This is a genomic window from Arthrobacter sp. Dra40 (genome assembly GCF_059091905.1).
The window spans coordinates 46,631-68,458 of the sequence record NZ_JBNHHB010000023.1; the positions used below are offsets into that span (position 1 = coordinate 46,631).

The window sequence follows — 21,828 nt, forward strand, 5'->3', positions numbered from 1 at the left end:
TTACCCTGAGTGGGTGCGCACCTCCATAAAACCTTTCATCGCAGCGGTCCTGCTGCTGGCCCTGGCCTTTGCCGGGCTTTCGCCGGCCTCGGCCGCAACCCGGACCGCCAAGGATCCCTTCGTTGCCGAAGTGCTCCGGTTGACCAACCTGTACCGCGCACAGAACGGGTTGTCGCCGGTGGTCTGGAACCAGAATGCGGGCAATGTTGCGCAGCAGTGGTCCGAGGAACTGAATACGCGGATCAATAAGAACAAGTTGGACATGGAGAAGATCCACCGGTCCGGCTACGGCAGCAAGGAAATCCCTAGCGGCTTCGACTGGTACACCGAGAACATCGCCATCAACCACACCGCCCGAGACGTTGTGGACTGGTGGATGGACTCCCCCGCCCACCGCGCCGGGCTGCTCAGCCCCAACGCGACGGACATCGGGGTGGGTTACATGAAAACCACGCACAAGGATTGGTACGGGATGACGGTGGCGGTGGCGAACATCGCCGGCTACGCATCCACGAGGGCCAAACTGCCGCCGCACCCGGGCATGGTCAGGGCCAGCTTCCAGCATGGGGACATCGCTGCCGTTGATTCCGCCGGAAACCTTTATGTCTATGATTCGGCCAAGGGCCATGACCTCTACAAGCGCCGGTACGTCGCCGGCGGGTTCAAGGGTGTGGCCCAAGTGGAGGTAGCCGATTGGAACGCCGACGGCGTGCTGGATCTGGTCGCCCGTTGGAAGTCCGGAAAGCTCACCGCCCACTTCGGCAAGGCGACCGGCGGCCTGCAGAAAGCTGCCACCATCGGCTCCTCCGGCTGGGGTAACTACGACGTCACCGTTACCGCCTGGAAACAGGCCGACACGTACCCGACGCTGCTGGCCCGCAACACGGTTACCGGCCGGCTGTACCACTACGCGAACCCGGCCGGCCTCAAGCACGGCAGTCGCACCAATTTGGGGACCGGTTGGAAGTCTTTGTCGATCTTCTCCGCAGACATCGACGGCGACGCGAAGATGGACGTGGTCGCCAAGACCACCACAGGGCAACTCAAGCTATACCGCTCCAATGGCGCCGGCAAGTTCGTCTCCGAGTCACGGCGGATCATCGTGCCGTCAGGCTGGAATGGGATGAAACACCTGTCGATGATCCAGAACCATCTCGGCGACGGGAAAACCGGATTGCTGGCCCGGGACAGCCGCGGCAACCTGTATCACTACCAGATCCTGGCCAACAAGCTGGGTAAACGTGCGGTCATTGGCGTTGGCGGCTGGGAGACGCTGACCATCGGGAGTTGACGGACGTGCCCGCTTGGGCCCCGGACGCCTCGCTTAGCCGTGGGCGTGCCTGCTCTCATCCGGCGCGTGCACATGGGTGTCACCGACGAGTTCCACCAGCCCTTCGACCGCCGCGGACAGGGACAAATCGGGAGTCCGGGCGATGAAGGGCAGCAGCACGCGGTTCTCCTTCTCGATGTGCAGGGCAAATACGCGGGACAACGACGAGGCAACGGAGGCAGCCTCGATTCCCGCGGCGCCTCGGAGCTCATCCAGCAGCGCGGCCAGGTCTTTGTGGTCGGCCGTCAGCGCCTCCACCAGCAGCCGGGCTTCCTCCCTCGCTCCGGCCCGCCCGTATAGCTGGGCCTCTTCCGCCGCGGCGTGCGGCAGCATTTCCCGCTCGCCCCACTCCAGCAGGATGCCGTGCGCGTTGTAGGCGGTGTCCTCGTCTCCGATGTCGATGGCGCGCGTGAGCTCCGCCGTCGTCGCCTGCACCCGCGCCACTAGTTCGGTGTGATGGCGCACCATTGCGTCCACGGCCGCGTTCTCTGCCTCAACATTGGTCTCGGTCACTAGGTGCTCCTCGGGTTGAGGTGGCCCGCCGCTCGACAGGCTGGGTTCGTCCATTGTCGACGTGGACCACCAGCCTGTCGAGGGTCCGGCCGCCGCAAGCGTGCAGTCGTCCGATCGTGGACCACGCGGGAGGAGCACTGGCCGGTTTAATGACCGCCGGTCCCTGGCGTTGCGCTCTCTACTGGTCGCCCCGGCCAGACGGGTGCAATTGCCGGTGCCGGCGCCAGAGCAGTGCCGCGGCAACGATGTAGCAGATCGGCCACCAGACCATCACCCAACGGTAGGCGCCCTCGCCCGCGGCCAGGGTGATGGCCCAGCTGCCCAAAGCCACGGCGAGCGCCAGATAGAGATAAATCTTCGTCTGGTGCAGCCAAACGTAGGGCAGGAAATGTGCGCCGCCGATCGCCGCAAAGACGGCCGGCACCAGAGCTGGATTCTGTGTGTACATCATGATCACCGCAGGCAGCGCGACGATCTGCACCATAGCCAGTTGAACCGACAGCGAGCGCAAGGGATGGTCCGGGGGCATGGGCGCGGTTCCCAGCCGACGTTCGAGGGCGAAGGCAAGCGGCAGGGCTACGCCTCCCTGGAAGACGGCCACCAGAACGGCGACTTCAAGCGGCAGAAGGAAGGAAAGCACTGCAGCGATGGACAAGGTGCTGCCGAAAGCAATGAGCCAGGCCGCGCCTTGGGCTGCCGTACCGGATGCAGTGCTCCGCGCTTCGTTCACGGTCCATTCACGAACGGATTGTTCAGTCACGAAAATAGTCAAGAGGTCTCAAGGATAAAAGACAAGGAAGAGCCCAAATGTTCATCTTTGTTACGGTGTTCACCGTTTAGGATTCTTTCATGCCTCCTCAATGGACCTTCCTTATCGCTATCCATGCCGTAGCAGCGGCATTTTCCATCTTGTTCGGTGCCTTTCAGTTGCTACACCCCGCCAAAGGCGAGGCCATCCACCGCACAATAGGCCGTTTATGGGTGTTCGCGATGTACGTTGTAACGCTGACATCGTTCGGCATTCAAACCCTGAATGGCGGATTTACTTGGCTACATGGCCTGGCCGTGTTTACTTTCTTCACGGTGTCCATCGGCTTATGGGCCGCACGAAAGAAGAAGATCCAAGCACACCGTTCATTTATGAAGGGTAGCTATTTCGGCGTGCTGGGAGCTTTCATCGGCGTCGTCGTGGTCCCGGAGCGCCGGATACCTCAAATGGCGATCCATGATCTGACTGGCCTATCACTGTGGATAGCGGCGATCGTCCTCGCTGCGCTTTTCACCGTCCTCGGATTTTCACGCCTTCTGACGGAAACAAAAGATCTGCCAGACAAGCCGGCCACACCTCGAGATGTGGTCGGCTCAGCCGCCGATGGCTAAGCGCAGCGATGAAGGATTGCCCCGCTTCATGAAAGCGATTACCCGGATGTGGCCAAGCTGTCCGCCCCGAGATCGAATTGGGTCATGCTTGAGGGATGATGGCGTAAAAGATGACCCAGTTCATTGCGAGGTTAAATCCCGCATGGGCAGTTATGGCGCCGACTAAGGATCCCGTCAACATCCGGAAGCCATAGAACGCCAGCGAGGCGAGAAACATGGCCGAAACCCAGAAAAGCGCGGGCAGCGGCAGGAATGCCCAGGCTCCTGCCACGAACACGAGGCCGAAGTGTGCGAGGTGGGTGACTGCGAACGCTGCCGCGTCGATAATCGCTGCGCGTCTGTCACCTAGGCCCGCAGCGATACTCTCGTGAGCGACGCCCCGATACAACAACTCCTCCCCGATCGGACTGAAGAGCATCCCGACCACCGCGAAGATGATGAAGTAGATCAGGCGGTCTTCGTCAGAAGGCGACGCCGGCACGTCCGAGTACGAGCGGGCGATATAAGCGAACGGGTGGGAGAGCGTATGGCCCCACAGCGCGGCGGCTGCGGCGTGGACCGTGAGTGCCATGGCGACTCCGGCAATCAACGCCGGCACTACCCACCGCCACCGTGACGGTCGTACCGAACCAATGCGCGTGCGCCCTTCCCGTGTGAGCATTATCAGCGGCAGCACGATCATCGCCACGAACACGAGACTCACAATCTGATAGCTTCCGGTCACGTTCGCCTGCAACACGAGGGCTACCCGCACCACCCCAAAGAGGACAAGCAGCAGGATTCCGGTGCGCAGGTTCAAAGCGAGGAGCGGGCGGAATGGGGCGCGGACGGCTAGGTTCACAAGCGCGAGTGTAGGCGACGGAGACGAAGGCCCGGCTCAAGCTGGCGAACCCTCCGGCGCCGTGTTGCCGGCGGATACCGTCCGAGGACGAACTCGTCCCCACGGCCGAGCAGTTGCCCGAATCCGCGTCGAACGCTTGGCGCTGGCTCCTGTGCCCCGAGCAACTCGCGGCAATTAACGGCTGAGAGAAAGCCCCGAGAGCGCGCAATACCGGGGCGCTGGCACGGCCCTGCCTGCCCCGGTCCGCTCTGTTGGCATGGCAGGATCAGGTCCAGCCGACTCGCACTGAATCCGTCCGGGATTTGAGCCGGACACACACGGGGGATCATGAACACGCTTATTAACCGCCTGGGTATTAACCGCCTGGGCCGGCCGCTGGCCGCCATCGTCACTGCCGGGGCCCTGCTGCTCGGGGGTTTCTCCGCCGCGACTCCAGTCGAAGCCGCTAGCTCAAAGGCCACCACCAGCGCTTCCTCGGTACTGAACACCCTCCCGGTCAAGGGCAAGGCCGCCAAGACCGGCTATGCGCGGGCCAAGTTCGGCAACGGCTGGAAGGACCCGGACCGTAATGGCTGTGACGCCCGCAATGACATCCTCAAGCGCGACCTGACCAAGGACCGTTTCAAGCCCGGCACCCGCAAATGCGTCGTCGCCTCCGGGACTCTGGAAGACCCTTACACGGGCAAGACCATCAGGCACGTCCGCGGCGGCAACAAGGTGGACATCGACCACGTCGTCGCCCTCGGCCAGGCTTGGGTGTCCGGTGCCCAGAAGCTTTCCACCACGCAGCGCACCGCGTTCGCCAACGACCCGCTGAACCTGCGCGCCGTGGACGCCTCCGCCAACCGCGCCAAGGGCGACCGGGAGGCTAGCGCCTGGCTGCCCAAAAACAAGGCCTTCAGGTGCACCTACGTAGCCACCCAGATTGCGGTGAAGAAGAAGTACGCCCTGTCGGTTACCTCCGCCGAAAAAGCTGCCATGCAGCGGGTCCTCACCGCGTGCCCCGGCCAGAAGGTCGTGAAGGTCACCGCCATCAAGCCCGCTGGCAAGGCCTCGACGCCCAAGACTCCGGCCAAGAGCACCACCCCGGCCAAGACCGTCAAGGGCGTGCATCCCGGCGCCTTCTGCGCCGCAGCGGTCAAGGGGCACAAGGGCATCAGCGCCAAAGGCAAGACCTACACTTGCAAGGCTTCGTCCATGGACAGGCGCCTGCGCTGGCGGGTCTAACCGCCCGCAAGAAGTCCCCCGGTCCAGTCCGGAGGGACGTCTTGTTTCACGCGAGTCAGTGGCCCACCAGCCCACCCGCTGCGGGTGGGCTGGTTGACCGACCCTTGCCACCTCGTCTCCGTGGGGCGCTTAATGAACCTGTTCTCACCGAAAAGTCGATGGAGGCAGCCGTGACTGAGCAGAGCAGCGCTGCTGAACCGGTCCCGTTCACCGCCAATGACTTCGCCATGCGGCAGCAGCGAGCTGCCCGGGCCGCGCACGAAGCCGGGCTCGCGGGCCTGCTGCTGACGCCGGGGCCAGACCTCCTCTACACGACCGGCTACGCTCCGGTCGCGATCACCGAGCGCATCACCATGCTGGTCATACCAGCGGACGGCGAGCCAGCGATGATCGTTCCGAAGCTGGAACGGCCCGATGCGGAGAACGCACCCGGCGCCTCCACCTTCCAGCTGCTCGATTGGACAGACGGCAGCGATCCATATGAGGCGACGGCGAAGCTGTTGGACGCTGCCGGGCGTTACGCGGTATCGGACTCGGCATGGGCCATGCACCTGCTCGGATTGCAGGGCAGACTGGCGTCGTCGTCGTACGTGTCGATGACTACAGCGCTCCCCATGCTGCGTGCGATCAAGGACGCCGACGAGGTGGGGCGGCTGGCCGCGGCTGGCGCGGCCGCTGACCAGACGTACGAGGAGATCCTCAAAGTCCGATTCGCGGGCCGTAGCGAGACGGACGTGGGCGCGGACCTAGCCGAGTTACTACGGCAGTTCGGACATTCGCAGGTTGACTTCACAGTTGTGGGCTCGGGTCCGAATGGGGCAAACCCCCACCACGAGATCGGTGACCGGATCATTCAGGACGGCGACATGGTGGTGCTCGACTTCGGCGGCCTCAAACACGGCTACGGGTCGGACACCACCCGGACCGTGCACGTCGGCGAGCCCACCGAGGAGGAAGGTGAGGTGCACGACGTCGTTCGCCGAGCACAACAGGCAGGCTTTGAGGCCGTGAGGCCCGGTGTCGAATGCCAAGAGATCGATCGCGTGTCACGAGCCGTGATTACCGAAGCCGGCTACGGCGACTACTTCATCCACCGCACCGGTCACGGCATCGGGCTCACCACCCACGAACCGCCATACATGGTGGAGGGCGAAACCCACCTCCTCCAGCCCGGCATGTGCTTCTCAATCGAGCCAGGCATCTACCTCCCCGGCCGCTTCGGCGCCCGCATCGAGGACATCGTTACGGTCACCCCGGATGGCGGGCGCCGACTGAACCAGACCCCGCACGAGATGGCGATCGTCTCGTAGCCATCAACTCCGATTCAACCGGCTGTCTAGTCCCGAGCACTCCCGTGGGTCTGGCAGCTGTTCGGCCGTTAGGCGGCCTGCTTCTTCAGGAGGTCGAGGGCGACATCTACGATCATGTCTTCCTGGCCGCCGACCATTTTGCGGCGGCCGAGCTCGATCAGGATCTCGATCGTCGGGATCCCGTACTTGGCAGATGCCGCTTCGGCATGGAGCAGGAACGACGAGTAGACGTTGGCATAGCCCAGCCCGAGCGTCTCGCGGTCGACCTGAACCGGGCGGACCTGGAGCGGGCGCACGATGTCATCGGCGGCGTTCATAAGGGCCATCAGGTCGGTTCCGTGGTTCCAGCCGAGCTTGTCTGCAACGGCGATGAAGACCTCAAGCGGAGCGTTGCCTGCTCCCGCCCCCATTCCGGTGAGGCTGGCATCGACGCGGTTCGCGCCCGCTTTCACGGCGGCGATCGAGTTGGCCACACCCAAGGAGAGGTTGTGGTGCGCGTGGATGCCGATCTCGGTTTCCGGGTTCAGTACGTCGCGCAGCGCGTTGACGCGGTCGGTGACGTCATCCATAGTCTGGGCCCCCGAGGAGTCAACGACGTAGACACACTGGGCCCCATAGCCCTCCATGAGCTGTGCCTGCTCGGCCAGCTCCGCGGGTGTGGTCAGCGCGCTCATCATCAGGAAGCCTGCGGTGTTGAGGCCGATTTCGCGAGCGGTCGCGATGTGCTGCGCCGAGACATCCGCTTCGGTGCAATGCGTTGCAACCCGCACGTAGCTGACCCCGGCGGATGCTGCCCGCTTGAGATCGGAGATGGTCCCGATGCCCGGGATGAGCAGGGTTGCGATGGCAATGTTCGATGCAACCTCGGCTGCCGCCTCGATCAGCTCGACATCGGAATGCCGTGAGAACCCATAGGTGACGGTGGAGCCGTTCAGCCCGTCGCCGTGGGCGACCTCGACACTGTCGACACCGGCGGCATCGAGAGCCGTGACGATGTCGAGCACGTCTTTTTTGCTGTACTGGTGCCGGACGGCGTGGCTCCCATCACGGAGCGTGACGTCGGAGATGAACAGCTTTTCGGGAACTAGGGAATCGGTCATGGCTATGCCACCTCCATGGTCAGCGTCCGGGCGGCGATCGTCTCGGCGGTGCGGAGCGCAGCCGAGGTCATGATGTCGAGGTTGCCCGCGTAGGAGGGCAGGTAGTGGGCAGCACCCTCGACTTCGAGGAACACGCTGGTCTTGAGCCCTGTGAACTCGCCGGCGCCGGGAACGTTCACCGGTTGGGTGATGTCATCAAACTGCACCCGCTGCTTGAGCCGGTACCCGGATACGTAGGCGTTCACTTTCGCGACCATCTCGTCGACGGATGCTTCGATTGCGTCGCGGTCGGCGGCATCCGTCAGTACGTACACGGTGTCGCGCATCATCATCGGGGGTTCGGCCGGGTTGAGGACAATGAGCGCCTTGCTGGCCTTTGCACCGCCGACGCTCTGCAGTGCCTCGGCGGTGGTCTCGGTGAACTCGTCGATGTTGGCCCGCGTACCTGGGCCGGCGGACTTGCTCGAGATCGAGGCGACGATCTCGGCGTAGTGCACGGGGGTGATTGCGGAAACTGCAGCGACGATCGGGATTGTCGCCTGACCGCCGCAGGTCACCATGTTGACGTTGAGCGCATCTAGATTCTGTTCGAGGTTCACAACGGGAACGCAGTAGGGGCCGATCGCTGCCGGTGTGAGGTCGATCAGGCGGATGCCGGGCTTCGCGGCGCGCAGCTTCTCGGCGTTGTATCGGTGGGCGCCCGCGGAGGTGGCGTCGAAGACGATCTCGATGTCGGCGAACTCCGGCGAGGCGATGAGGCCGTCGACTCCGGTGGCGATCGCGGTGACGCCGAGGCGGGCCGCGCGGGCCAGGCCGTCCGACTCAGGGTCGATGCCGACCATGGCCTTAACCGAGAGGATTCCGCTGCCTCGGAGGATCTTGATCATCAGGTCGGTGCCGATGTTGCCGGAACCGATGATCGCTGCGGGAACGCCTTGTGGCATACTCCGCTCCTTTCACTTCGTTGTGATACTTCGTTCGAGCCTATTGTTCGAAACTTCGACACCTGTTCTAGATATCGAACATGACCAACAAGTCTTTTGTCAACGTCGGCCCATTTGCGGCATGCCGTTTTCCCCGGTATTCATAAGGCATGGCCCGACTGACTCCCGCTGTGCTGCGCACTCTCGACATCCTCGAGTTGTTCCTCGATGACAGCGCACCGCTCAGCGCGCCGGACGTTGTGCGGAGGACCGGCCTGCCGCGCACATCGGTCCATGAACTCCTGGCGACGCTCGTCGCCCGCGAATACCTGCAGAAGGACGAAGTCACCGGCACCTTTCGTCTGGGCGTTAGGCTGCTCCAACTCGGAAACGCTTATTCAGCCCGATTCGACATGCTGTCGACGGCAAACGATGTCGCCCGCGACCTTGCCACCCGGAGCGGTGAGACCGTCAGTGTCGCCCTCCTTGAAGGAGGAGACGTCTTCTACCTGGCGAAGGTCGAAAGCCAGGACAACCTTCGGCTCCCCTCCAGCATCGGCCAGCGCCTGCCGGCCAATGTCACCGGTCTGGGCAAGGCGCTGCTCGCCTATGCGTCGCCGCAGTCACTCGCTTCTCGATTCAATGACCACGACAACCTGCCCCGGATGACTGAGCACAGCATCGGCACTCTCGCGGACCTGGAAGTGGAGCTGGCCCGCGTCCGGAAGCGGGGCGTCGCCTTCGAGAACGAGGAGTCGACCCCCCACATCCGCTGTGCCGCTGCCCCCGTGCGCGACGGCACGGGAGCAGTCGTCGCCGCGATCAGTGTCTCGCTATCGAAGTCGCGATGGGATCAACATCCGGAGGAACACTGGGTCGAGCTTGTGCGTGACGGCGCCGCACGCTTCTCAGCTCTGCTCGGCTTCGCCGCCTAAACCCCACAGCGCACCCAAGCTCGATCGGACAGACGGCGATGGGTGCCATCCATCCGAATCGTGCGACAGGCGGACGTCAGACGGGGTCTAATCCCGCGTCAGTGACGAACGGCTGGCGAACCGCTCATGATGGCAATCGCCCTTTCCGCCCACTCGATCCGGAGCGTCGCGGAATCGATCAGGTAGTCGAACACGTGGGTCTTGAGATTCACGATCCGGGCGTGATCGGTAGGGTCCCGCCGCTGCAGCCTCTCTTGGATTAGCGGTGTATCTGCGGCCGCCAGCCGGGCGCGGTGTGCGGCCCACTGCTCGCGTCGATCCTGGATTTCGGCGACGTGCGTGCGAAGAACTGCTTCCGCTTCCGCGGGCGGGATCATGTCGAGAAAGAGAGTCTGTAGCAGGAACGCGTCCCGGACATTCGGCTCGGCATGGGACTCAGCCAGCCAGCGGCGCAACTCGGCCAAGCCTGATTCGGTGATCGAGTATGACGTGCGCTTGAGTTTGCTGCCGCGCACCTGCTCCTCGCCCGCAATGAGTCCGTCCGTCGCCATCTTCGTGAGCAACGGGTAGATCTGGCTTTGCGGCGCGGTCCACACCCAGCGAGCCGTCGACTCGAAGAATTGTGTGAGCTCATAACCGGTCATCGGACGTGCCTCAAGCACGCCCAAAACCGCATACTGCAGGGACATACGCCCATCCTAACCATTGACATGTCTTGGTTGACATTTCTATCCATACATGTAGGCTCATTCCATTCTACAAAGGAGTATGAGCGTGCTCACAATTGCCCAGACGGAACTGCACGACGCTGCGGCGGTCATGGCGGGTGCTGGACTCACCGATGCGTTCGGCCACCTCTCGGTGCGCACGTCAGCGACCGAGCTGGCGATCACACCGCCCGTTGCCCTGTCCACGCTCACTGCCGATCACGGGCTCATCACCCTCTCAGCCGGTTCTACAGATCTGCCGAGCGCCGCACCGAAGGAAGCCTGGATTCATGTGGCCCTGGCCGACGCCCGCTCAGACATCGGGGCGATATGCCGTGCGCAGCCGCCCGCAGTCGCGGCGCTCGTCGCGGCCGGCCGGCCGGTGCTGCCCCTCAACGGCCATGGTGCATTCCTCGGCGAGAGGGTGCCGGTTTATGAGGACTCTCGCCTTATCCGTGATGCCGCCAGCGCGACGGCGGTGCGAGACACACTGGGCGACGCGAACGCAGTGATCCTTCGAGGAAATGGCGCCGTGACAACCGGGCCTGACCTCGGGAGCGCTGTGGCGCTGATGTGGGTGCTGGAGAAGACTGCGGAGCTCAACCTCCGCGCACTGGCCGCGGGCACCCCGCGGCCGCTGCCCCTCGACGAACAATCCTGGTGGCGCGACCGCGCCACCGAGTTGCTGCCAAGGATCTACACCTACCTCACCAACACCTACCGAAAGGGTCAATGATGATCGAGATCACCGATATCGCCTACGTGCGGTCCGGATCTGCGGATGTCGACGCTGCCGTGCGTTTCGCCGTGGATATCGTCGGCATGCAGTATGCCGGCAGCGACAATGGGGTGCATTATCTGCGCGCCGACCATCGCCACCACTGCCTGGCTTTCGTCGAAGGGGAAGCAGGCGTGATCAGCTCCGGCCTCACGCTGAAGGACGAAGACGCACTGCGGCTTGCGGAGACCGAGCTGGCCGCCGCCGGCGTTAACGTCGTGCGCGGGACCGCTGAAGAGGCGCGGTCGCGCCGCGTCAGCAGCTTCATCAGCTTCGACGACCCGTGGGGGAATCGCTTCGATCTGGTGGTCGGCCAGGTGTACGACGCCGATACCGTTCACTGGGGCAGGCAGGCCGGCATCATCGAGTTCGGCCACCTCTGCGTGGACGCACCGGATGTAAAGGTGGCCTACGAATGGTGGAGCTCGCTGTTCAACATCAAGATCAGCGACTGGATCGGCGACTGGGCTGCGCTCATGCGCTTCGACCCGGTGCACCATAAACTCGCCGTATTCAAGGGCAGCGAACCCGGTCTCTGCCACATCAACTTCCAGGTCGAATCGCTGGATGACATCATGCGGAGCTGGAATTTCCTTTTGGAGCAGGGCGTCGAAATCGAGCAAGGCCCTGGCCGCCATCCCCAGTCCACCGCCATCTTCCTCTACTTCAAGGGGCCGGAGGGACTGACCTACGAGTACTCGTACGGAGTGCGCCGGATCGAGGACGATGCGGCCTGGCAGCCTCGCACCTTCGACCCGCTTCACCCTAAGTCGATCGACATGTGGGGCGGCGTCACCCAGCGCGTGCAGACGCAAAAGCAAATCCGTCGTCCACTCGACTCATCTGAATTGCAGGATGCCTGATGCCCCTGGTTGAGATCAGTATTGCCGAAGGACGCAACGAAGAGCAGCTGCGCGACCTGATGGGGCGCGTGCATAATGCCATCGAGGATTGGGGTGCACCCGGACAGAGCGTCCGGGTCCTAGTCCGCGAGATTAGCCCGAAGTTGTGGTTGTCCGGCGGCGTCACCTTGGCGGAGAAAGCTGCCACCAAGTAGGCGCAAGGTAGCAGCACGAGGGGCCCACAGTCGAGAACTGTGGGCCCCTCCGCTTGCTCACTCCGCTCGACTCAATCCATGAGGTACCAAGGGCGGCGTCCATGAGCTGAATCCGGCACGCGAAAACCTCAGGCGTGACGCGCCCGTCAGCCGCGCAAGATAACGTCTTCGACGTCTATCTGGGGGCTTGCCTGCACAGGCGGGAGGTGCAGGCCGCAATGGGTGTGCCCCGGCCCGCTCAGGCCCAGGTCGTGAGACTTAGGTCTGGGCGGGCCGGGGCCTACATCTTTAGCCTCGGTGGCGAACCGGCCGTTCCGCAGCCTTGAGGCGAGGGCACTAGTGACCGAGCTGGCCGACGTCGAAGATCAGTTTGTGCTGCCCGTAGGTTTCGGTCAGTATGCCCCGGTGAGCACCACCGGCGGATGAGCCACCGGCGGCTCTAGCTGCATCACAACGGCCTTCGGTTCGGTGAAAAACTCCCGGCTGAAATTGCCGCCTTCTCGACCGACTCCCGAGGCGCCGACGCCGCCGAACGGCGCACGCAGGTCCCGGATGAAGAAGCAATTCACCCACACCGTGCCGACTCGGAGGGAACCGGAGACGCGGTGCGCCTTGACCAGATTCTCGGTAAACAACATCGCGTTCAGCCCATAGGGACTGTCATTCACCTCGTGCACGACCTCGGCTTCGGTGTCGAACGGGGTGATGGTCACGATCGGCCCGAAGATCTCTTCGCGCTGGTGCGGTGCATCGCGGTGCAGCCCGGTGACGACGGTGGGGTGGATGGTCCAGCCCTCGCCTAGCGAGCCGGTGACCAGCTTGCCGCCGGATTCCTCAATGGTGTCGAAGTAGCTGCGTACCTTCGTGTAGTGCTCTTCACTCGCGAGCGGACCAATCTGGGTGGCCGGATCTTTCGGGTCGCCGACAACCATGGCCTCCGCTGCGGCTGTGAACCGCTCAGCGAACTCGTTAAGGATGGAGCGTTCGACGTAGATCCGGCTTCCGGCGAGACAGACCTGGCCCGCGTTAGTGAAAATCGCCCGGATGGACCAGCTGATGGCGTTATCGAGGTCGGCGTCGGCGAAGACAACGTTGGCGCCCTTGCCTCCGAGCTCAAGGCTGACTGGAGTGAGGTTTGCGCTCGCAGCTCGGGCAATGACCCTCCCCGTGTTCGATTCGCCGGTGAACGTGATCCGGTCGACGTCGGGATTCTCGGTGAGTGCCTGACCGACCGAGTCGGGGCCGAAACCGTGGACGACGTTGAAGACACCTGCCGGGATGCCGGCTTCCAAGGCCAAACGGGCCAGGATGGTCGCCGACGCGGGGCTATCCTCAGCGGGCTTCAAAACGACGGTGTTGCCCCATGCGAGCGCCGGCGCGACCTTCCAGCTTTCAAGCATCATCGGAAAGTTCCACGGCGCAATCGCGGCGACTACGCCGGCGGCCTCGTATCGGGTGTAGGTGTGGTGGCCGGAGTCCATCGGCAGCACGTCAGCGGGGCTGAGGTGCGCGTGGTCGGCGAAGAATCGGAAATTCTGGGCGGTCCGGGCGACGTCGTTGCCCAGGCTTTGCGTGATGGGCTTGCCCATATCGCGGGTGTCGGCCATCGCGAGTTCCTCGCCGTGTTCGATGATCAGGTCGGCGAACCTGTTGATGAGTTCGCGGCGCTTGCCGGCGGTCATCCGCGGCCAGGGACCTTCATCGAACGCGCGGCGGGCCGCGGCGACAGCCAGTTCGGCGTCGGCTTTGTCGCCGAGCGCGATCTCCGCCCACGGTTCGCGGGTGTACGGGTCGATGCTTGGGAAGGTCTGCCCCGAGATTGACGGGATTTCCTGGCCATCGATGATGTGACCGAATGTCTGCATGGCCTGGGGCCTTTCTTGGTGTGCCGGGCGGGCTCTTTGGCCCGCCCGGCGGGTTGCGAGCTGTTTACTTGCCGGGGACGTAGACCATCTCGTCGAGGTCCACGGGAGCGGGGATGGCGCCCTGGCCGACCATGATCTCGTTCCAGACTTCAAGGTTTTCTGCGCTGGCCGATCCGGCTACCCATTCAGGCAGCTTGATCTTGGCAGCGAGTTCCGGCGTGGTCTTGCTATAGGTCGGAACGATCTCACGGGCGGCGTCGGGGTTCTCGGCGAGCAGCGCGTTGGCCTTTTCGAGCGCACGAATGAACGCGGCGGTCGTGTTCGGGTTCGCCTTGACAAACTCGGCGGTCATGCCGAGGCCTGAGAGCGGAACGCCCGCGGTCGGGCCGGAGAAGTTCGCGAAAAGCTTCTTGGCGCCGGCTTCGTTTGCGGCGGTCTGGAATGGCTCGACCAACCACACCGCGTCGACGCCGCCGGACTGCAGCGTCGGCACCATATCGGGGAACGGCAACTCGAGGAACTCGACCTTGCTCACGTCCATTCCGGCCTCTTCCATCAGGACCTTGATGGTGAGCTCGCCGGTGTTCTTGAGCGTGTTGACGGCAACCTTCTTGCCTTCGAGATCCTCGATCGAGTTGATGCCGGAATCCGCTTTGACGTAAACCCCGTTGCTTTCCTCATTGCCACGCACACCCTCGGCGACGATGTTGATTCCGACCCCGCCGCTCTGCGCGAGCAGGAACGAGGGGTAGGTCGCGAAGGCAGCCTGCATGTCGCCGGCGATCATGGCCGGAACCGCGGCGGCGCCGCCCTGTGCGGGCTGGGCGGTCACCTCGAGCCCTTCGTCCTCGAAGAAGCCCTCGTCGATGGCGATGAATACGGATGCCTGGTCGGCGACCGGAGTGATTCCAACGAGCAATTCCGTCGTCTCGGGCTTGCCGTCACCGGCCGGCGCGGGTGCACCATCAGCGGGTGCTGCCGCGTTTCCTCCCGAGCAGGCGGCGAGGCTGAGAGCCAGCGCTGATGCCGCCGCGATGCCGAACCAGGTCTTCTTGGTACGAACTGTTTCTGATGTGATGGGCACGTTTCCTCCTTGAAATAGTGCAGTGAACGGTGATGCTGGGACTTTTAGGCGAGGTCGGCCACTGGAGTGGGGACATCGTCGTTCTCGGGATGACGGATGAGGCGGGCGACCTCGCCGCGCAGACGGATGAACTCCGGGTCTTCCTTCGTCTCGATCTGATCGCGGCTGTCCGACAACGGGATGTCGAGGGTGGTGACCACGAAAGTCGGCGGCTTGGAGAGCACAACCACCCGGTCGGCCAGGTAGACGCTCTCGTCGATGTCGTGTGTGACGAAGAGGATGGTCATGCTGAATTTCTTCTTCACCGACAGCACCAGATCTTCCAGGTCTTCCCGGGTCTGGGCGTCAACGGAGGCGAACGGCTCGTCCATCAACAGGATCTTCGGACGGTATGCAAGAGCGCGGGCGATTGCGACGCGCTGCTGCATACCGCCGGACAACTGGGACGGGAAGCGGTCCTCGAACCCGGTCAGGCCCACGGCGGAGAGCGACTCGGCGACGCGTTCCTCCAGCTCGGTCTTGCTGAGGCCGAGTTTCGCGAGGGGGAACTTCACGTTCGCGGCAACGGTAAGCCAGGGAAACAGCGATCCGCGGTAGTCCTGGAAAACCATCGCTAGGCCCTCCGGTACAGAAGTGATCTTGTCGCCGAGGAAGGTCAGCTCGCCGCCAGTAGGGCGCATGAGTCCAGCCATGGTCCGCAACAGGGTTGTTTTGCCGCAGCCTGACGGGCCGACGATGGAGACAAGTTCGCCAGGCTGGACCTCGAAAGTGATGTCTTTGAGTGCGAGGTGCGCCTTCGCGCCCGTACCGTAGGTGTGGGTGAGGTGGGAGACGTTGAGCATGTTTCTTCCTTGAGGTCTAGGCAGTTTCGCGACCGGAGCTGCGCTGCCAGGCGAGAATGCGGCGCTCGATGAGCGTGAGAACGGTGTTGAGCAGGAAGCCAATGATTCCGAGGAGGACGATTCCGGCCCACATGTCTAGGAACCCGAACCCGCGCTGTGCCTGCACGATCGAGAAGCCGATGCCGCTGGAGGCCGCGACCATCTCAGAAATAACCATGAGGATGAGAGCCAGTGAGAGGCTGGTCCGGACACCTGCGAGGATCTTAGGAGCGGCGCCCGGCAGAACGATCCGCGTCAGCCGTCCGACGAATCCGATCCGGAAAACCGTGGCCGTCTCATACTTCAGTTCTTCGATGGACCGAACGCCTTCGATGGTGTTCAGCAAGATCGGCCAAGCTGTGCCAAAGGCGATCAGCAGCACCCGCATCTGGTCGCCAGTGCCGAAGAGCACGAGGAAGATCGGCAGCAGCGCAGGCGGCGGCACTGCCCGCAGGAACTGGATGATGGGGTCGATGTAATCGCCGACCTTGCGACTGAGCCCGATCGCGGTGCCCAGGGCGACAGCAACCACCACAGAGACACTGAAACCCAACAGCATCCGTCCAAGGCTTGGCAGCACGTCGCTCTGCATGCTGGGAGTGAGAATGCCGCTTGCCCCGGGGAACCAGAGCAGTGCGGCTCGCTCGAAGATGCGGGCCGGCTGCGGAAAGAACGGCGAAGGGAAGGTGACCGTCGCTACCTGCCAGAGGGTGACTAGGACAGCCAGCACCACCCATCGCAGAGCGAACCGCCCCCACCATTGGCGTCTGGCTGCCTGCTTCTCGGAGCCCCGGCGTGACTTGCTGGTGGTAAGCACCGCTGTCGTGAGCGCCATTACGCCACTCCCTCTTTCTTCCAGGCAAACATCTTGCGTTCGACGGCAACTAGCACCAGATTCACGACGACGCCGATAAGACCGGCGACGATGGTTCCCGCAAACACGAGCGACGTGTCGCCGCCGCCGGAACTGATCCGCAGAATGTATGAGCCGATACCACTTGCCGAACCGGCAAGCAGTTCGGCACTGATCGTCACGATCAGCGCGATCGCCGCTGAAATCCGCACCCCGGTGGCGGCGAGCGGTGCCGCATAGGGCAGGCTCACCCGGGCCAAGATGCCGATCCGACTGAGACGGAAAGTGCGAGCGGTCTCCTTGGCGACCGGGTCTACATCCCGCACCCCATAGACGGTATTGAAGAAAATCGGCCACAGGGAGGCGTACACCACGAGCGCGATCTTCATGTCGGTGCCTTGGCCGAACACGAGGATGGCAAGAGGGATGAGGGCGACCGAGGGAATCGGCCGCATGAATTCAACCACGGCCGACGACGCCTCATAGGCGATGCGGAAAGATCCCAGCACCAGACCGAGCGGAACAGCAACGATGATCGCAATGCCGAGACCGACGGCCCATGCGGTGAGGGTAGAACTGACGTCGCCGAGGAACTCGGAGTCGACCAGAAGCCCGGCCGTGTCAGCCAGCACGCGGGACATGGGAGGCAGGATGTTCGCCGGCACGATGCCGAACCGCGATACCGACTCCGCGAGCAACAACAGTACGGCGACGCCAGCGAGGCCGCGTGTGGCCTTGGTGCTCACCCGGCGGTGGACAGGCAGGGTCGCGACGGCGGTCATGCCGACTTCCGCACAGGCACGACGATGGTTCCCAGTGATGTGAACTGCACGGAAACCTCGTCGCCATCGTGGATGAACACGGCGTCTGTCAAGCCACCGGTCAGCACGATCGAGCCTGCTTCAATCGCCTCACCGCGAGCCGCGAGGGCATTGGCGGCAAGTGCCAGAGCCTCGGCGGGGTGGCCCTGCACCGCGGCTCCGGTCGCCGTGTCGACAACAGTCCCGTTGATCCGCAGCACACACGCCTCAAGGGCGAGGTCCAGCCCGATCGGTGAAACGGACGTCGCCCCGACCACGAATCGCGCGCTGGAGGCGTTGTCCGCAACGACGTCGGGCATCGCGAAGCTAAAATCGCGGTAACGACTATCGATGACTTCGAGGCCTGCGTGCACCGACGCGACGGCGCGCATGGCGGACGCCGCCGTCACTCCTGGCCCCTCCAGCCGCTCGCCGAGCACGAAGACGATCTCGGGCTCGACCCGGGGGTGAATGAGTTCGTCGAGTGGGATCGGCACACCGGCTTCGAGCACCATCCTGTCCGTGATCACAGCGGTCAGTGGGGAGTCGATTCCCATCCGTTGCTGTTTTGCACGGGAGGTAAGCCCGAGCTTGACGCCGATGACCGTGTGCCCGTCAGCCTGCTTGCGCTCGATCAGCAGCCGCTGGGCGGCGTATCCCGTTTCCAGGTCAAGCCCAGGCCACTCGTCGGTGATGCGACCGCGGTCTGCGCGGCTGGCCTCTGCTTCGAGCAGGATGTCGGCGACCTTCTCGGTCGTCCATTCTGTTGTCGTCACGCTGCGACCTCCGTCGTTGCTGCGGCGAAACGAGCGCTCACGGATCCGAGGTGAGCGAACGTAGCGGTGATGGTGTCTCCGGCCGCAACCGGGATGGCGGCGGTGATCGACCCGGCCATTACTACTGAGCCGGCCTCGAGGGTCTGGCCGAGGGATCCGAGCTTATTGGCCAGCCAGAGCACACCGTTGAGCGGGTGACCCAGCACCGCGGCGCCGGCGCCGGTGGCGACAACCTCGCCGTTCTTCGCGAGCACACACCCGGCAAGTCCCAGATCCGCGACATCGAGCTGCACCGGACGAGTACCTAGAACCAGGGCTCCCGACGAGGCGTTGTCCGCGATCGTGTCAGAAAGCCTTATTTTCCAGTCCGCGATGCGCGAGTCGATGATTTCGAGGGAGGCAATGGCGTAGTCGACAGCCCCGATGACATCAGCGACGCTCAATCCCGGGCCGCGCAGGTCTTTCTTCAGTACAAACGAGATCTCGGGTTCGATTCTGGGGCTGAGAAATCCACCGAGATCGACGCTCGAGCCGTCAAGAATCATGTCGCTGAACAAGTGCCCAAAGTCCGGTTGGGAGACGCCGAGCTGGCGCTGCATTGCGAGCGACGTCAGGCCGACCTTGTAGCCCGCCACAACCCGCCCCTGCTCTTTCCACCGCTCCACCTGGTGCAGCTGAATGCGGTACGCATCCTCGAGCCGCAGGCCCGGAACGTCCTCCGTCAGCGGGCGCACCGGCTGGCGGGTTGCATATGCCTCAAGCAAGCTCTCGGCACACGCGCCAATCTCTGCCTGTGAGTACTCAGTCTCGTCGTTCAAGTGTGACCTCGTTGTCGTAGAACCAACTCATGTGATGCGGATTACGGTAGTCCATATTATTGAACATGTCGAATAGGACGAATATCGTCGTATCGGCCCCCAATCCGGTCCCATTCGTCATGTTCAATGCTAGGATTCAGCAGCATGAGTGAGCTTCTCGACGGCGGCATCAGCCCCAAATTCGACCGGGTGGCGAGCGATCGTACTTCGCGAGCAGAAGCGGTCGCGCAGCAGGTGAGCGAGTTGATTTCGCGCCAGAATGTCCAACCAGGTGCGCGTCTGGGACGTAAGTCCGATTTGCGAGACCAGTTCGGCGTCGCCGCCTCCACCTTGAACGAGGCCATCCGCTTGTTGGAAAGCCGTGGCCTGGTGGAAACACGATCTGGCCCGCAGGGCGGCATCTTTGTTGCACAGCCCACCGCTCAGATCCGCCTTAGCCACCTGATCCTCGGACTCGATGCCAACTCCCTGTCCGTCGCCGATGCGCTCGAGATTCGTAACGCGCTGGAGTTGCCCCTTGCAGCACACGCTGCCCTCCGCGCGGACCGTGACAGCTTGGCCCGGCTGGAGCGGATCGTTCGTCGGATGGGGGAACTTCAAGACGATCCTGCTGAGTACCTGAGTCAGAACTGGCAGCTGCATGAAGAGATTGCCCGCATGTCGAGCAACGAACTTCTGCGCACCATTTACCTCTCTCTGTTAGATACCGCCCGCCAGTCGCTCCGAGAGGTAGCGCCCGACGCGCAGTTCCGCGAGGCATGGCAGGAGAATTGGGCGCTGCACCGCGAGCTGGTTGACGCGATCTCGTCGGGCAGCCCGGGGCGGGCGCGGATCGCGGCCGAGCGCCATGCACCCTACGCTGAACGGCTCAATGAGAGCGTCTCGTAGCGACCCGCCGCTTTGGCCGCCCTGACCGCGCCAAGCACCGATCGTGCGGTAACCGCTGCGCTGCAGCCGGGCCGAACGTTGGAAGCCCCTCCCCCGGCGGACCACTCCAACTTGGGACCGTGGGTTGGCAAAGCCCGCGCTGCATCGGCATCCCCGTGGCAGACTTACCGGGTGGACGAAACACCGCCGCCCGAGCCTCCGGATCTGCCGCCTGAAAAGATCCGAGCACTGATCAATTACGCGGACAGAATGGCCGCCCTGATGGATGCCGAGAATGACTTGATCCGCGAACTGGGCAGGGCGGCACCGGAGAACGACCTGACTCCCCTCGTGGAGGGTTGGAAGTTCACCGCACAGGCTATGCGCGACAGCTACGACGGCCGGTTCTGAAATACCGGAAAGTTCCAGCACCTGGGCTTAGACATTTCCGTGCGTGGTGCCGGACAACTGCCCAGCGGCCGTGTAATGTTGGCGAAGTTGTCGAGAGACAACAATAAGCCCGGCCGATCCCCCATCGGCCGGGGCTTATCCTCTTACGGCAGACCTCCCCCAGTTGCCGCTGCTGCCCGACCAACCGGCTCAGCGAGTTTCGTCGCCGGCCCCTCAATGACAGTGCGACCGATTCCCAAGCCTCCGCGAAAACCTCTTCTGGCCGTCATCTCTCCCAGTCAAAAAAGGCCGGCTGTGCGGGGCCGATATCCGATGGACGGTCGTGCCGTGGGGGCCCATCTCAGAATGTGATCCCAAAGTGTGGCCCACGTCGGCCGGTTTGGCCACACCTAATGCCCGTCCCGGGGAATCTCCTTTCGGAATCGCGGCGAGAGCTTGCGGGGCAGAGAAGCGCTGATGTAACGGTTAAGTTGCAACATTCACTACTGATTGGAGCAACAGCATGTCATCGATTACGAAATCCAGGGCCCGCAGGATGGCTGCGGCCGTGGTCGTAACAGGTTTGGTAACGGCCGGAGGTGCAGGAGTCGCTTCGGCAGCTGAAAAAGATCTGGCAACAGCGGGAAGTGCAGAAGCCACTTCGGCAGCCGAAACGCAGATTCCATCCGTGACCATCGATGCTGAGAGAGTGTTCATCACGCCGGGCGTGGTCGGGCAGAACGAGCCAGTCGTTGAAGAGAACGCCGACCAAACTCCCGCGGAGGAGCCAGCGGATGAACAGCCGGCCCCGGGCGATGGGTCCCAGACCGGGGAGAGCCCGGCCGAGGGAGAAGAACCCGTAGAGGAGCCCGTGAGCCCGGAACCGGGTGATGAAGACCCCATCGAGGAGCAGCCTGTCCCTAAACCAGTAGAGGAAGAGCCGGTGGCCGAGGAGCCTGCCCCGGAACCGGTGGAGCAGCCGAGCCACGCTTGGAAGGCCGTCAAGGCTGAATCGGACGCCAAGTGGAAGGCAGCGAAGGCCAACGGGCAGGCCGATTGGAAGGCCGTAAAGCACTCCGGGATGGCCGACTGGAAGTCTGCCAAGCATGAAGGGAAGCCGCATTGGAAGTCGGACAAGCACGGGCTTGATGTAAAGAAGGACTCCAAGTACGAAGGCGCGTCCGAGAAGAACGGCCACTGGGGTGACTAACCCGTAAGCCCCAAGCAGCTAGAGGGCTGCCTTCTTGGGCGGAGCAGCAACGCCTGTCGATAGGCAGCAGAAGGGCCCCGCAGCAGTGAACTGGGCCCCGAAAGTTGGACTGGCTAAATAAGAGCCTAGGCGGCGAGGGCCTGAGCACGGTATTGCACCGGGCTCAGGCCCTTGAGCTTTGTT

Annotated in this window: 24 protein-coding genes; 11 read left to right on the top strand and 13 right to left on the bottom strand. The window is 63.4% G+C overall.

Annotated elements, in window-relative coordinates:
- Positions 1-13: 13 nt before the first annotated feature.
- Complete coding sequence (locus AC5RWT_RS12655; RefSeq protein WP_494080502.1) at positions 14-1,291, top strand: CAP domain-containing protein; 1,278 nt, start codon at positions 14-16, stop codon at positions 1,289-1,291.
- Positions 1,292-1,324: 33 nt separating this feature from the next.
- Here the strand turns inward: AC5RWT_RS12655 and AC5RWT_RS12660 are convergent, their stop codons facing one another.
- Both AC5RWT_RS12660 and AC5RWT_RS12665 read right to left on the bottom strand, forming a co-directional pair.
- Positions 1,325-1,843, bottom strand: a complete 519-nt coding sequence (locus AC5RWT_RS12660) for a hemerythrin domain-containing protein (protein WP_494080503.1) — start codon at positions 1,841-1,843, stop codon at positions 1,325-1,327.
- 178 nt (positions 1,844-2,021) lie between these two features.
- Positions 2,022-2,603, bottom strand: coding sequence for a DUF7010 family protein (locus AC5RWT_RS12665; RefSeq protein WP_494080504.1), 582 nt, complete (start codon positions 2,601-2,603; stop codon positions 2,022-2,024).
- A gap of 89 nt (positions 2,604-2,692) precedes the next feature.
- Here AC5RWT_RS12665 and AC5RWT_RS12670 point away from each other — a divergent pair, with 89 nt between their 5' ends.
- The gene (locus AC5RWT_RS12670; RefSeq protein WP_494080505.1) at positions 2,693-3,223 is read left to right on the top strand and encodes a DUF2306 domain-containing protein; all 531 of its coding nucleotides are present in this window, start codon (positions 2,693-2,695) and stop codon (positions 3,221-3,223) included.
- 82 nt (positions 3,224-3,305) lie between these two features.
- Here AC5RWT_RS12670 and AC5RWT_RS12675 read toward each other — a convergent pair whose 3' ends face one another.
- A complete protein-coding gene (locus AC5RWT_RS12675) occupies positions 3,306-4,064 on the bottom strand; it encodes a CPBP family intramembrane glutamic endopeptidase (RefSeq protein ID WP_494080506.1) in 759 nt (252 codons plus the stop codon).
- A 327-nt stretch (positions 4,065-4,391) separates the two neighbouring features.
- On the opposite strand from AC5RWT_RS12675, the gene AC5RWT_RS12680 reads away from it, so the two are divergent.
- Both AC5RWT_RS12680 and AC5RWT_RS12685 read left to right on the top strand, forming a co-directional pair.
- Positions 4,392-5,291, top strand: a complete 900-nt coding sequence (locus tag AC5RWT_RS12680) for an HNH endonuclease family protein (protein ID WP_494080507.1) — start codon at positions 4,392-4,394, stop codon at positions 5,289-5,291.
- Between the two features lie 227 nt (positions 5,292-5,518).
- The gene (locus tag AC5RWT_RS12685; RefSeq protein ID WP_494080519.1) at positions 5,519-6,601 is read left to right on the top strand and encodes a M24 family metallopeptidase; all 1,083 of its coding nucleotides are present in this window, start codon (positions 5,519-5,521) and stop codon (positions 6,599-6,601) included.
- A 68-nt stretch (positions 6,602-6,669) separates the two neighbouring features.
- On the opposite strand, the gene dmpG is transcribed toward AC5RWT_RS12685, so the two are convergent.
- Positions 6,670-7,701 (bottom strand): 4-hydroxy-2-oxovalerate aldolase, encoded by a 1,032-nt coding sequence (gene dmpG / locus AC5RWT_RS12690; protein WP_494080508.1) that lies wholly within the window; start codon positions 7,699-7,701, stop codon positions 6,670-6,672.
- Between the two features lie 2 nt (positions 7,702-7,703).
- Entirely contained in the window at positions 7,704-8,645 is a 942-nt protein-coding gene (locus tag AC5RWT_RS12695; protein ID WP_494080509.1) for an acetaldehyde dehydrogenase (acetylating), read from the bottom strand.
- 149 nt (positions 8,646-8,794) lie between these two features.
- On the opposite strand from AC5RWT_RS12695, the gene AC5RWT_RS12700 reads away from it, so the two are divergent.
- Positions 8,795-9,559: an IclR family transcriptional regulator gene (locus AC5RWT_RS12700; RefSeq protein WP_494080510.1), complete on the top strand. Its 765-nt coding sequence runs from the start codon at positions 8,795-8,797 to the stop codon at positions 9,557-9,559.
- Between the two features lie 98 nt (positions 9,560-9,657).
- Here the strand turns inward: AC5RWT_RS12700 and AC5RWT_RS12705 are convergent, their stop codons facing one another.
- Entirely contained in the window at positions 9,658-10,248 is a 591-nt protein-coding gene (locus AC5RWT_RS12705; RefSeq protein ID WP_494080511.1) for a PadR family transcriptional regulator, read from the bottom strand.
- A gap of 79 nt (positions 10,249-10,327) precedes the next feature.
- Here AC5RWT_RS12705 and AC5RWT_RS12710 point away from each other — a divergent pair, with 79 nt between their 5' ends.
- The 3 genes from AC5RWT_RS12710 to AC5RWT_RS12720 are packed head-to-tail and all read left to right on the top strand — an operon-like array spanning position 10,328 to position 12,101.
- Complete coding sequence (locus AC5RWT_RS12710; RefSeq protein WP_494080512.1) at positions 10,328-11,002, top strand: class II aldolase/adducin family protein; 675 nt, start codon at positions 10,328-10,330, stop codon at positions 11,000-11,002.
- Positions 10,999-11,907, top strand: a complete 909-nt coding sequence (locus AC5RWT_RS12715; RefSeq protein WP_494044230.1) for a VOC family protein — start codon at positions 10,999-11,001, stop codon at positions 11,905-11,907. The genes AC5RWT_RS12710 and AC5RWT_RS12715 overlap by 4 nt, the downstream gene beginning before the upstream one ends.
- Positions 11,907-12,101 carry a tautomerase family protein gene (locus tag AC5RWT_RS12720; protein WP_494044229.1) on the top strand — a complete coding sequence of 65 codons (195 nt, stop codon included), beginning with the start codon at positions 11,907-11,909 and terminating at the stop codon, positions 12,099-12,101. Before AC5RWT_RS12715 ends, AC5RWT_RS12720 begins: the two co-directional genes overlap by 1 nt.
- Before the next feature lie 392 nt (positions 12,102-12,493).
- On the opposite strand, the gene AC5RWT_RS12725 is transcribed toward AC5RWT_RS12720, so the two are convergent.
- From AC5RWT_RS12725 to AC5RWT_RS12755, 7 genes are all read right to left on the bottom strand, one after another.
- Positions 12,494-13,966, bottom strand: coding sequence for an aldehyde dehydrogenase (locus AC5RWT_RS12725; RefSeq protein ID WP_494080513.1), 1,473 nt, complete (start codon positions 13,964-13,966; stop codon positions 12,494-12,496).
- Positions 13,967-14,030: 64 nt separating this feature from the next.
- Positions 14,031-15,050, bottom strand: a complete 1,020-nt coding sequence (locus AC5RWT_RS12730; protein WP_494080514.1) for an ABC transporter substrate-binding protein — start codon at positions 15,048-15,050, stop codon at positions 14,031-14,033.
- 44 nt (positions 15,051-15,094) lie between these two features.
- On the bottom strand, positions 15,095-15,892 hold the full coding sequence (locus tag AC5RWT_RS12735; protein ID WP_494080515.1) for an ABC transporter ATP-binding protein: 798 nt from the start codon (positions 15,890-15,892) through the stop codon (positions 15,095-15,097).
- Positions 15,893-15,908: 16 nt separating this feature from the next.
- Positions 15,909-16,664, bottom strand: a complete 756-nt coding sequence (locus AC5RWT_RS12740) for an ABC transporter permease (RefSeq protein ID WP_494080516.1) — start codon at positions 16,662-16,664, stop codon at positions 15,909-15,911.
- 101 nt (positions 16,665-16,765) lie between these two features.
- A complete protein-coding gene (locus tag AC5RWT_RS12745; protein WP_494044224.1) occupies positions 16,766-17,566 on the bottom strand; it encodes an ABC transporter permease in 801 nt (266 codons plus the stop codon).
- Positions 17,563-18,360 carry a 2-keto-4-pentenoate hydratase gene (locus AC5RWT_RS12750; RefSeq protein ID WP_494080517.1) on the bottom strand — a complete coding sequence of 266 codons (798 nt, stop codon included), beginning with the start codon at positions 18,358-18,360 and terminating at the stop codon, positions 17,563-17,565. The genes AC5RWT_RS12745 and AC5RWT_RS12750 overlap by 4 nt, the downstream gene beginning before the upstream one ends.
- Entirely contained in the window at positions 18,357-19,178 is an 822-nt protein-coding gene (locus AC5RWT_RS12755; protein WP_494044221.1) for a 2-keto-4-pentenoate hydratase, read from the bottom strand. Before AC5RWT_RS12755 ends, AC5RWT_RS12750 begins: the two co-directional genes overlap by 4 nt.
- Positions 19,179-19,322: 144 nt before the next feature.
- Here AC5RWT_RS12755 and AC5RWT_RS12760 point away from each other — a divergent pair, with 144 nt between their 5' ends.
- The 3 genes from AC5RWT_RS12760 to AC5RWT_RS12770 all read left to right on the top strand — a co-directional run bounded on the left by AC5RWT_RS12760 (position 19,323) and on the right by AC5RWT_RS12770 (position 21,645).
- Positions 19,323-20,066 (top strand): FadR/GntR family transcriptional regulator, encoded by a 744-nt coding sequence (locus AC5RWT_RS12760; RefSeq protein ID WP_494044220.1) that lies wholly within the window; start codon positions 19,323-19,325, stop codon positions 20,064-20,066.
- Positions 20,067-20,237: 171 nt separating this feature from the next.
- Positions 20,238-20,456 carry a hypothetical protein gene (locus AC5RWT_RS12765; RefSeq protein ID WP_494044219.1) on the top strand — a complete coding sequence of 73 codons (219 nt, stop codon included), beginning with the start codon at positions 20,238-20,240 and terminating at the stop codon, positions 20,454-20,456.
- 667 nt (positions 20,457-21,123) lie between these two features.
- The gene (locus AC5RWT_RS12770) at positions 21,124-21,645 is read left to right on the top strand and encodes a hypothetical protein (protein ID WP_494080518.1); all 522 of its coding nucleotides are present in this window, start codon (positions 21,124-21,126) and stop codon (positions 21,643-21,645) included.
- Positions 21,646-21,828: the final 183 nt, after the last annotated feature.

Bases quoted from the DNA above. Each gene is read 5' to 3' on its own strand.
- AC5RWT_RS12695 (WP_494080509.1), bottom strand. From the start codon at position 8,645: ATGCCACAAGGCGTTCCCGCAGCGATCATCGGTTCCGGCAACATCGGC.
- AC5RWT_RS12710 (WP_494080512.1), top strand. From the start codon at position 10,328: ATGAGCGTGCTCACAATTGCCCAGACGGAACTGCACGACGCTGCGGCG.
- AC5RWT_RS12685 (WP_494080519.1), top strand. From the start codon at position 5,519: ATGCGGCAGCAGCGAGCTGCCCGGGCCGCGCACGAAGCCGGGCTCGCG.
- AC5RWT_RS12735 (WP_494080515.1), bottom strand. From the start codon at position 15,892: ATGCTCAACGTCTCCCACCTCACCCACACCTACGGTACGGGCGCGAAG.
- AC5RWT_RS12715 (WP_494044230.1), top strand. From the start codon at position 10,999: ATGATGATCGAGATCACCGATATCGCCTACGTGCGGTCCGGATCTGCG.
- dmpG (WP_494080508.1), bottom strand. From the start codon at position 7,701: ATGACCGATTCCCTAGTTCCCGAAAAGCTGTTCATCTCCGACGTCACG.
- AC5RWT_RS12680 (WP_494080507.1), top strand. From the start codon at position 4,392: ATGAACACGCTTATTAACCGCCTGGGTATTAACCGCCTGGGCCGGCCG.
- AC5RWT_RS12760 (WP_494044220.1), top strand. From the start codon at position 19,323: ATGAGTGAGCTTCTCGACGGCGGCATCAGCCCCAAATTCGACCGGGTG.
- AC5RWT_RS12720 (WP_494044229.1), top strand. From the start codon at position 11,907: ATGCCCCTGGTTGAGATCAGTATTGCCGAAGGACGCAACGAAGAGCAG.
- AC5RWT_RS12745 (WP_494044224.1), bottom strand. From the start codon at position 17,566: ATGACCGCCGTCGCGACCCTGCCTGTCCACCGCCGGGTGAGCACCAAG.
- AC5RWT_RS12725 (WP_494080513.1), bottom strand. From the start codon at position 13,966: ATGCAGACATTCGGTCACATCATCGATGGCCAGGAAATCCCGTCAATC.
- AC5RWT_RS12670 (WP_494080505.1), top strand. From the start codon at position 2,693: ATGCCTCCTCAATGGACCTTCCTTATCGCTATCCATGCCGTAGCAGCG.
- AC5RWT_RS12700 (WP_494080510.1), top strand. From the start codon at position 8,795: ATGGCCCGACTGACTCCCGCTGTGCTGCGCACTCTCGACATCCTCGAG.
- AC5RWT_RS12705 (WP_494080511.1), bottom strand. From the start codon at position 10,248: ATGTCCCTGCAGTATGCGGTTTTGGGCGTGCTTGAGGCACGTCCGATG.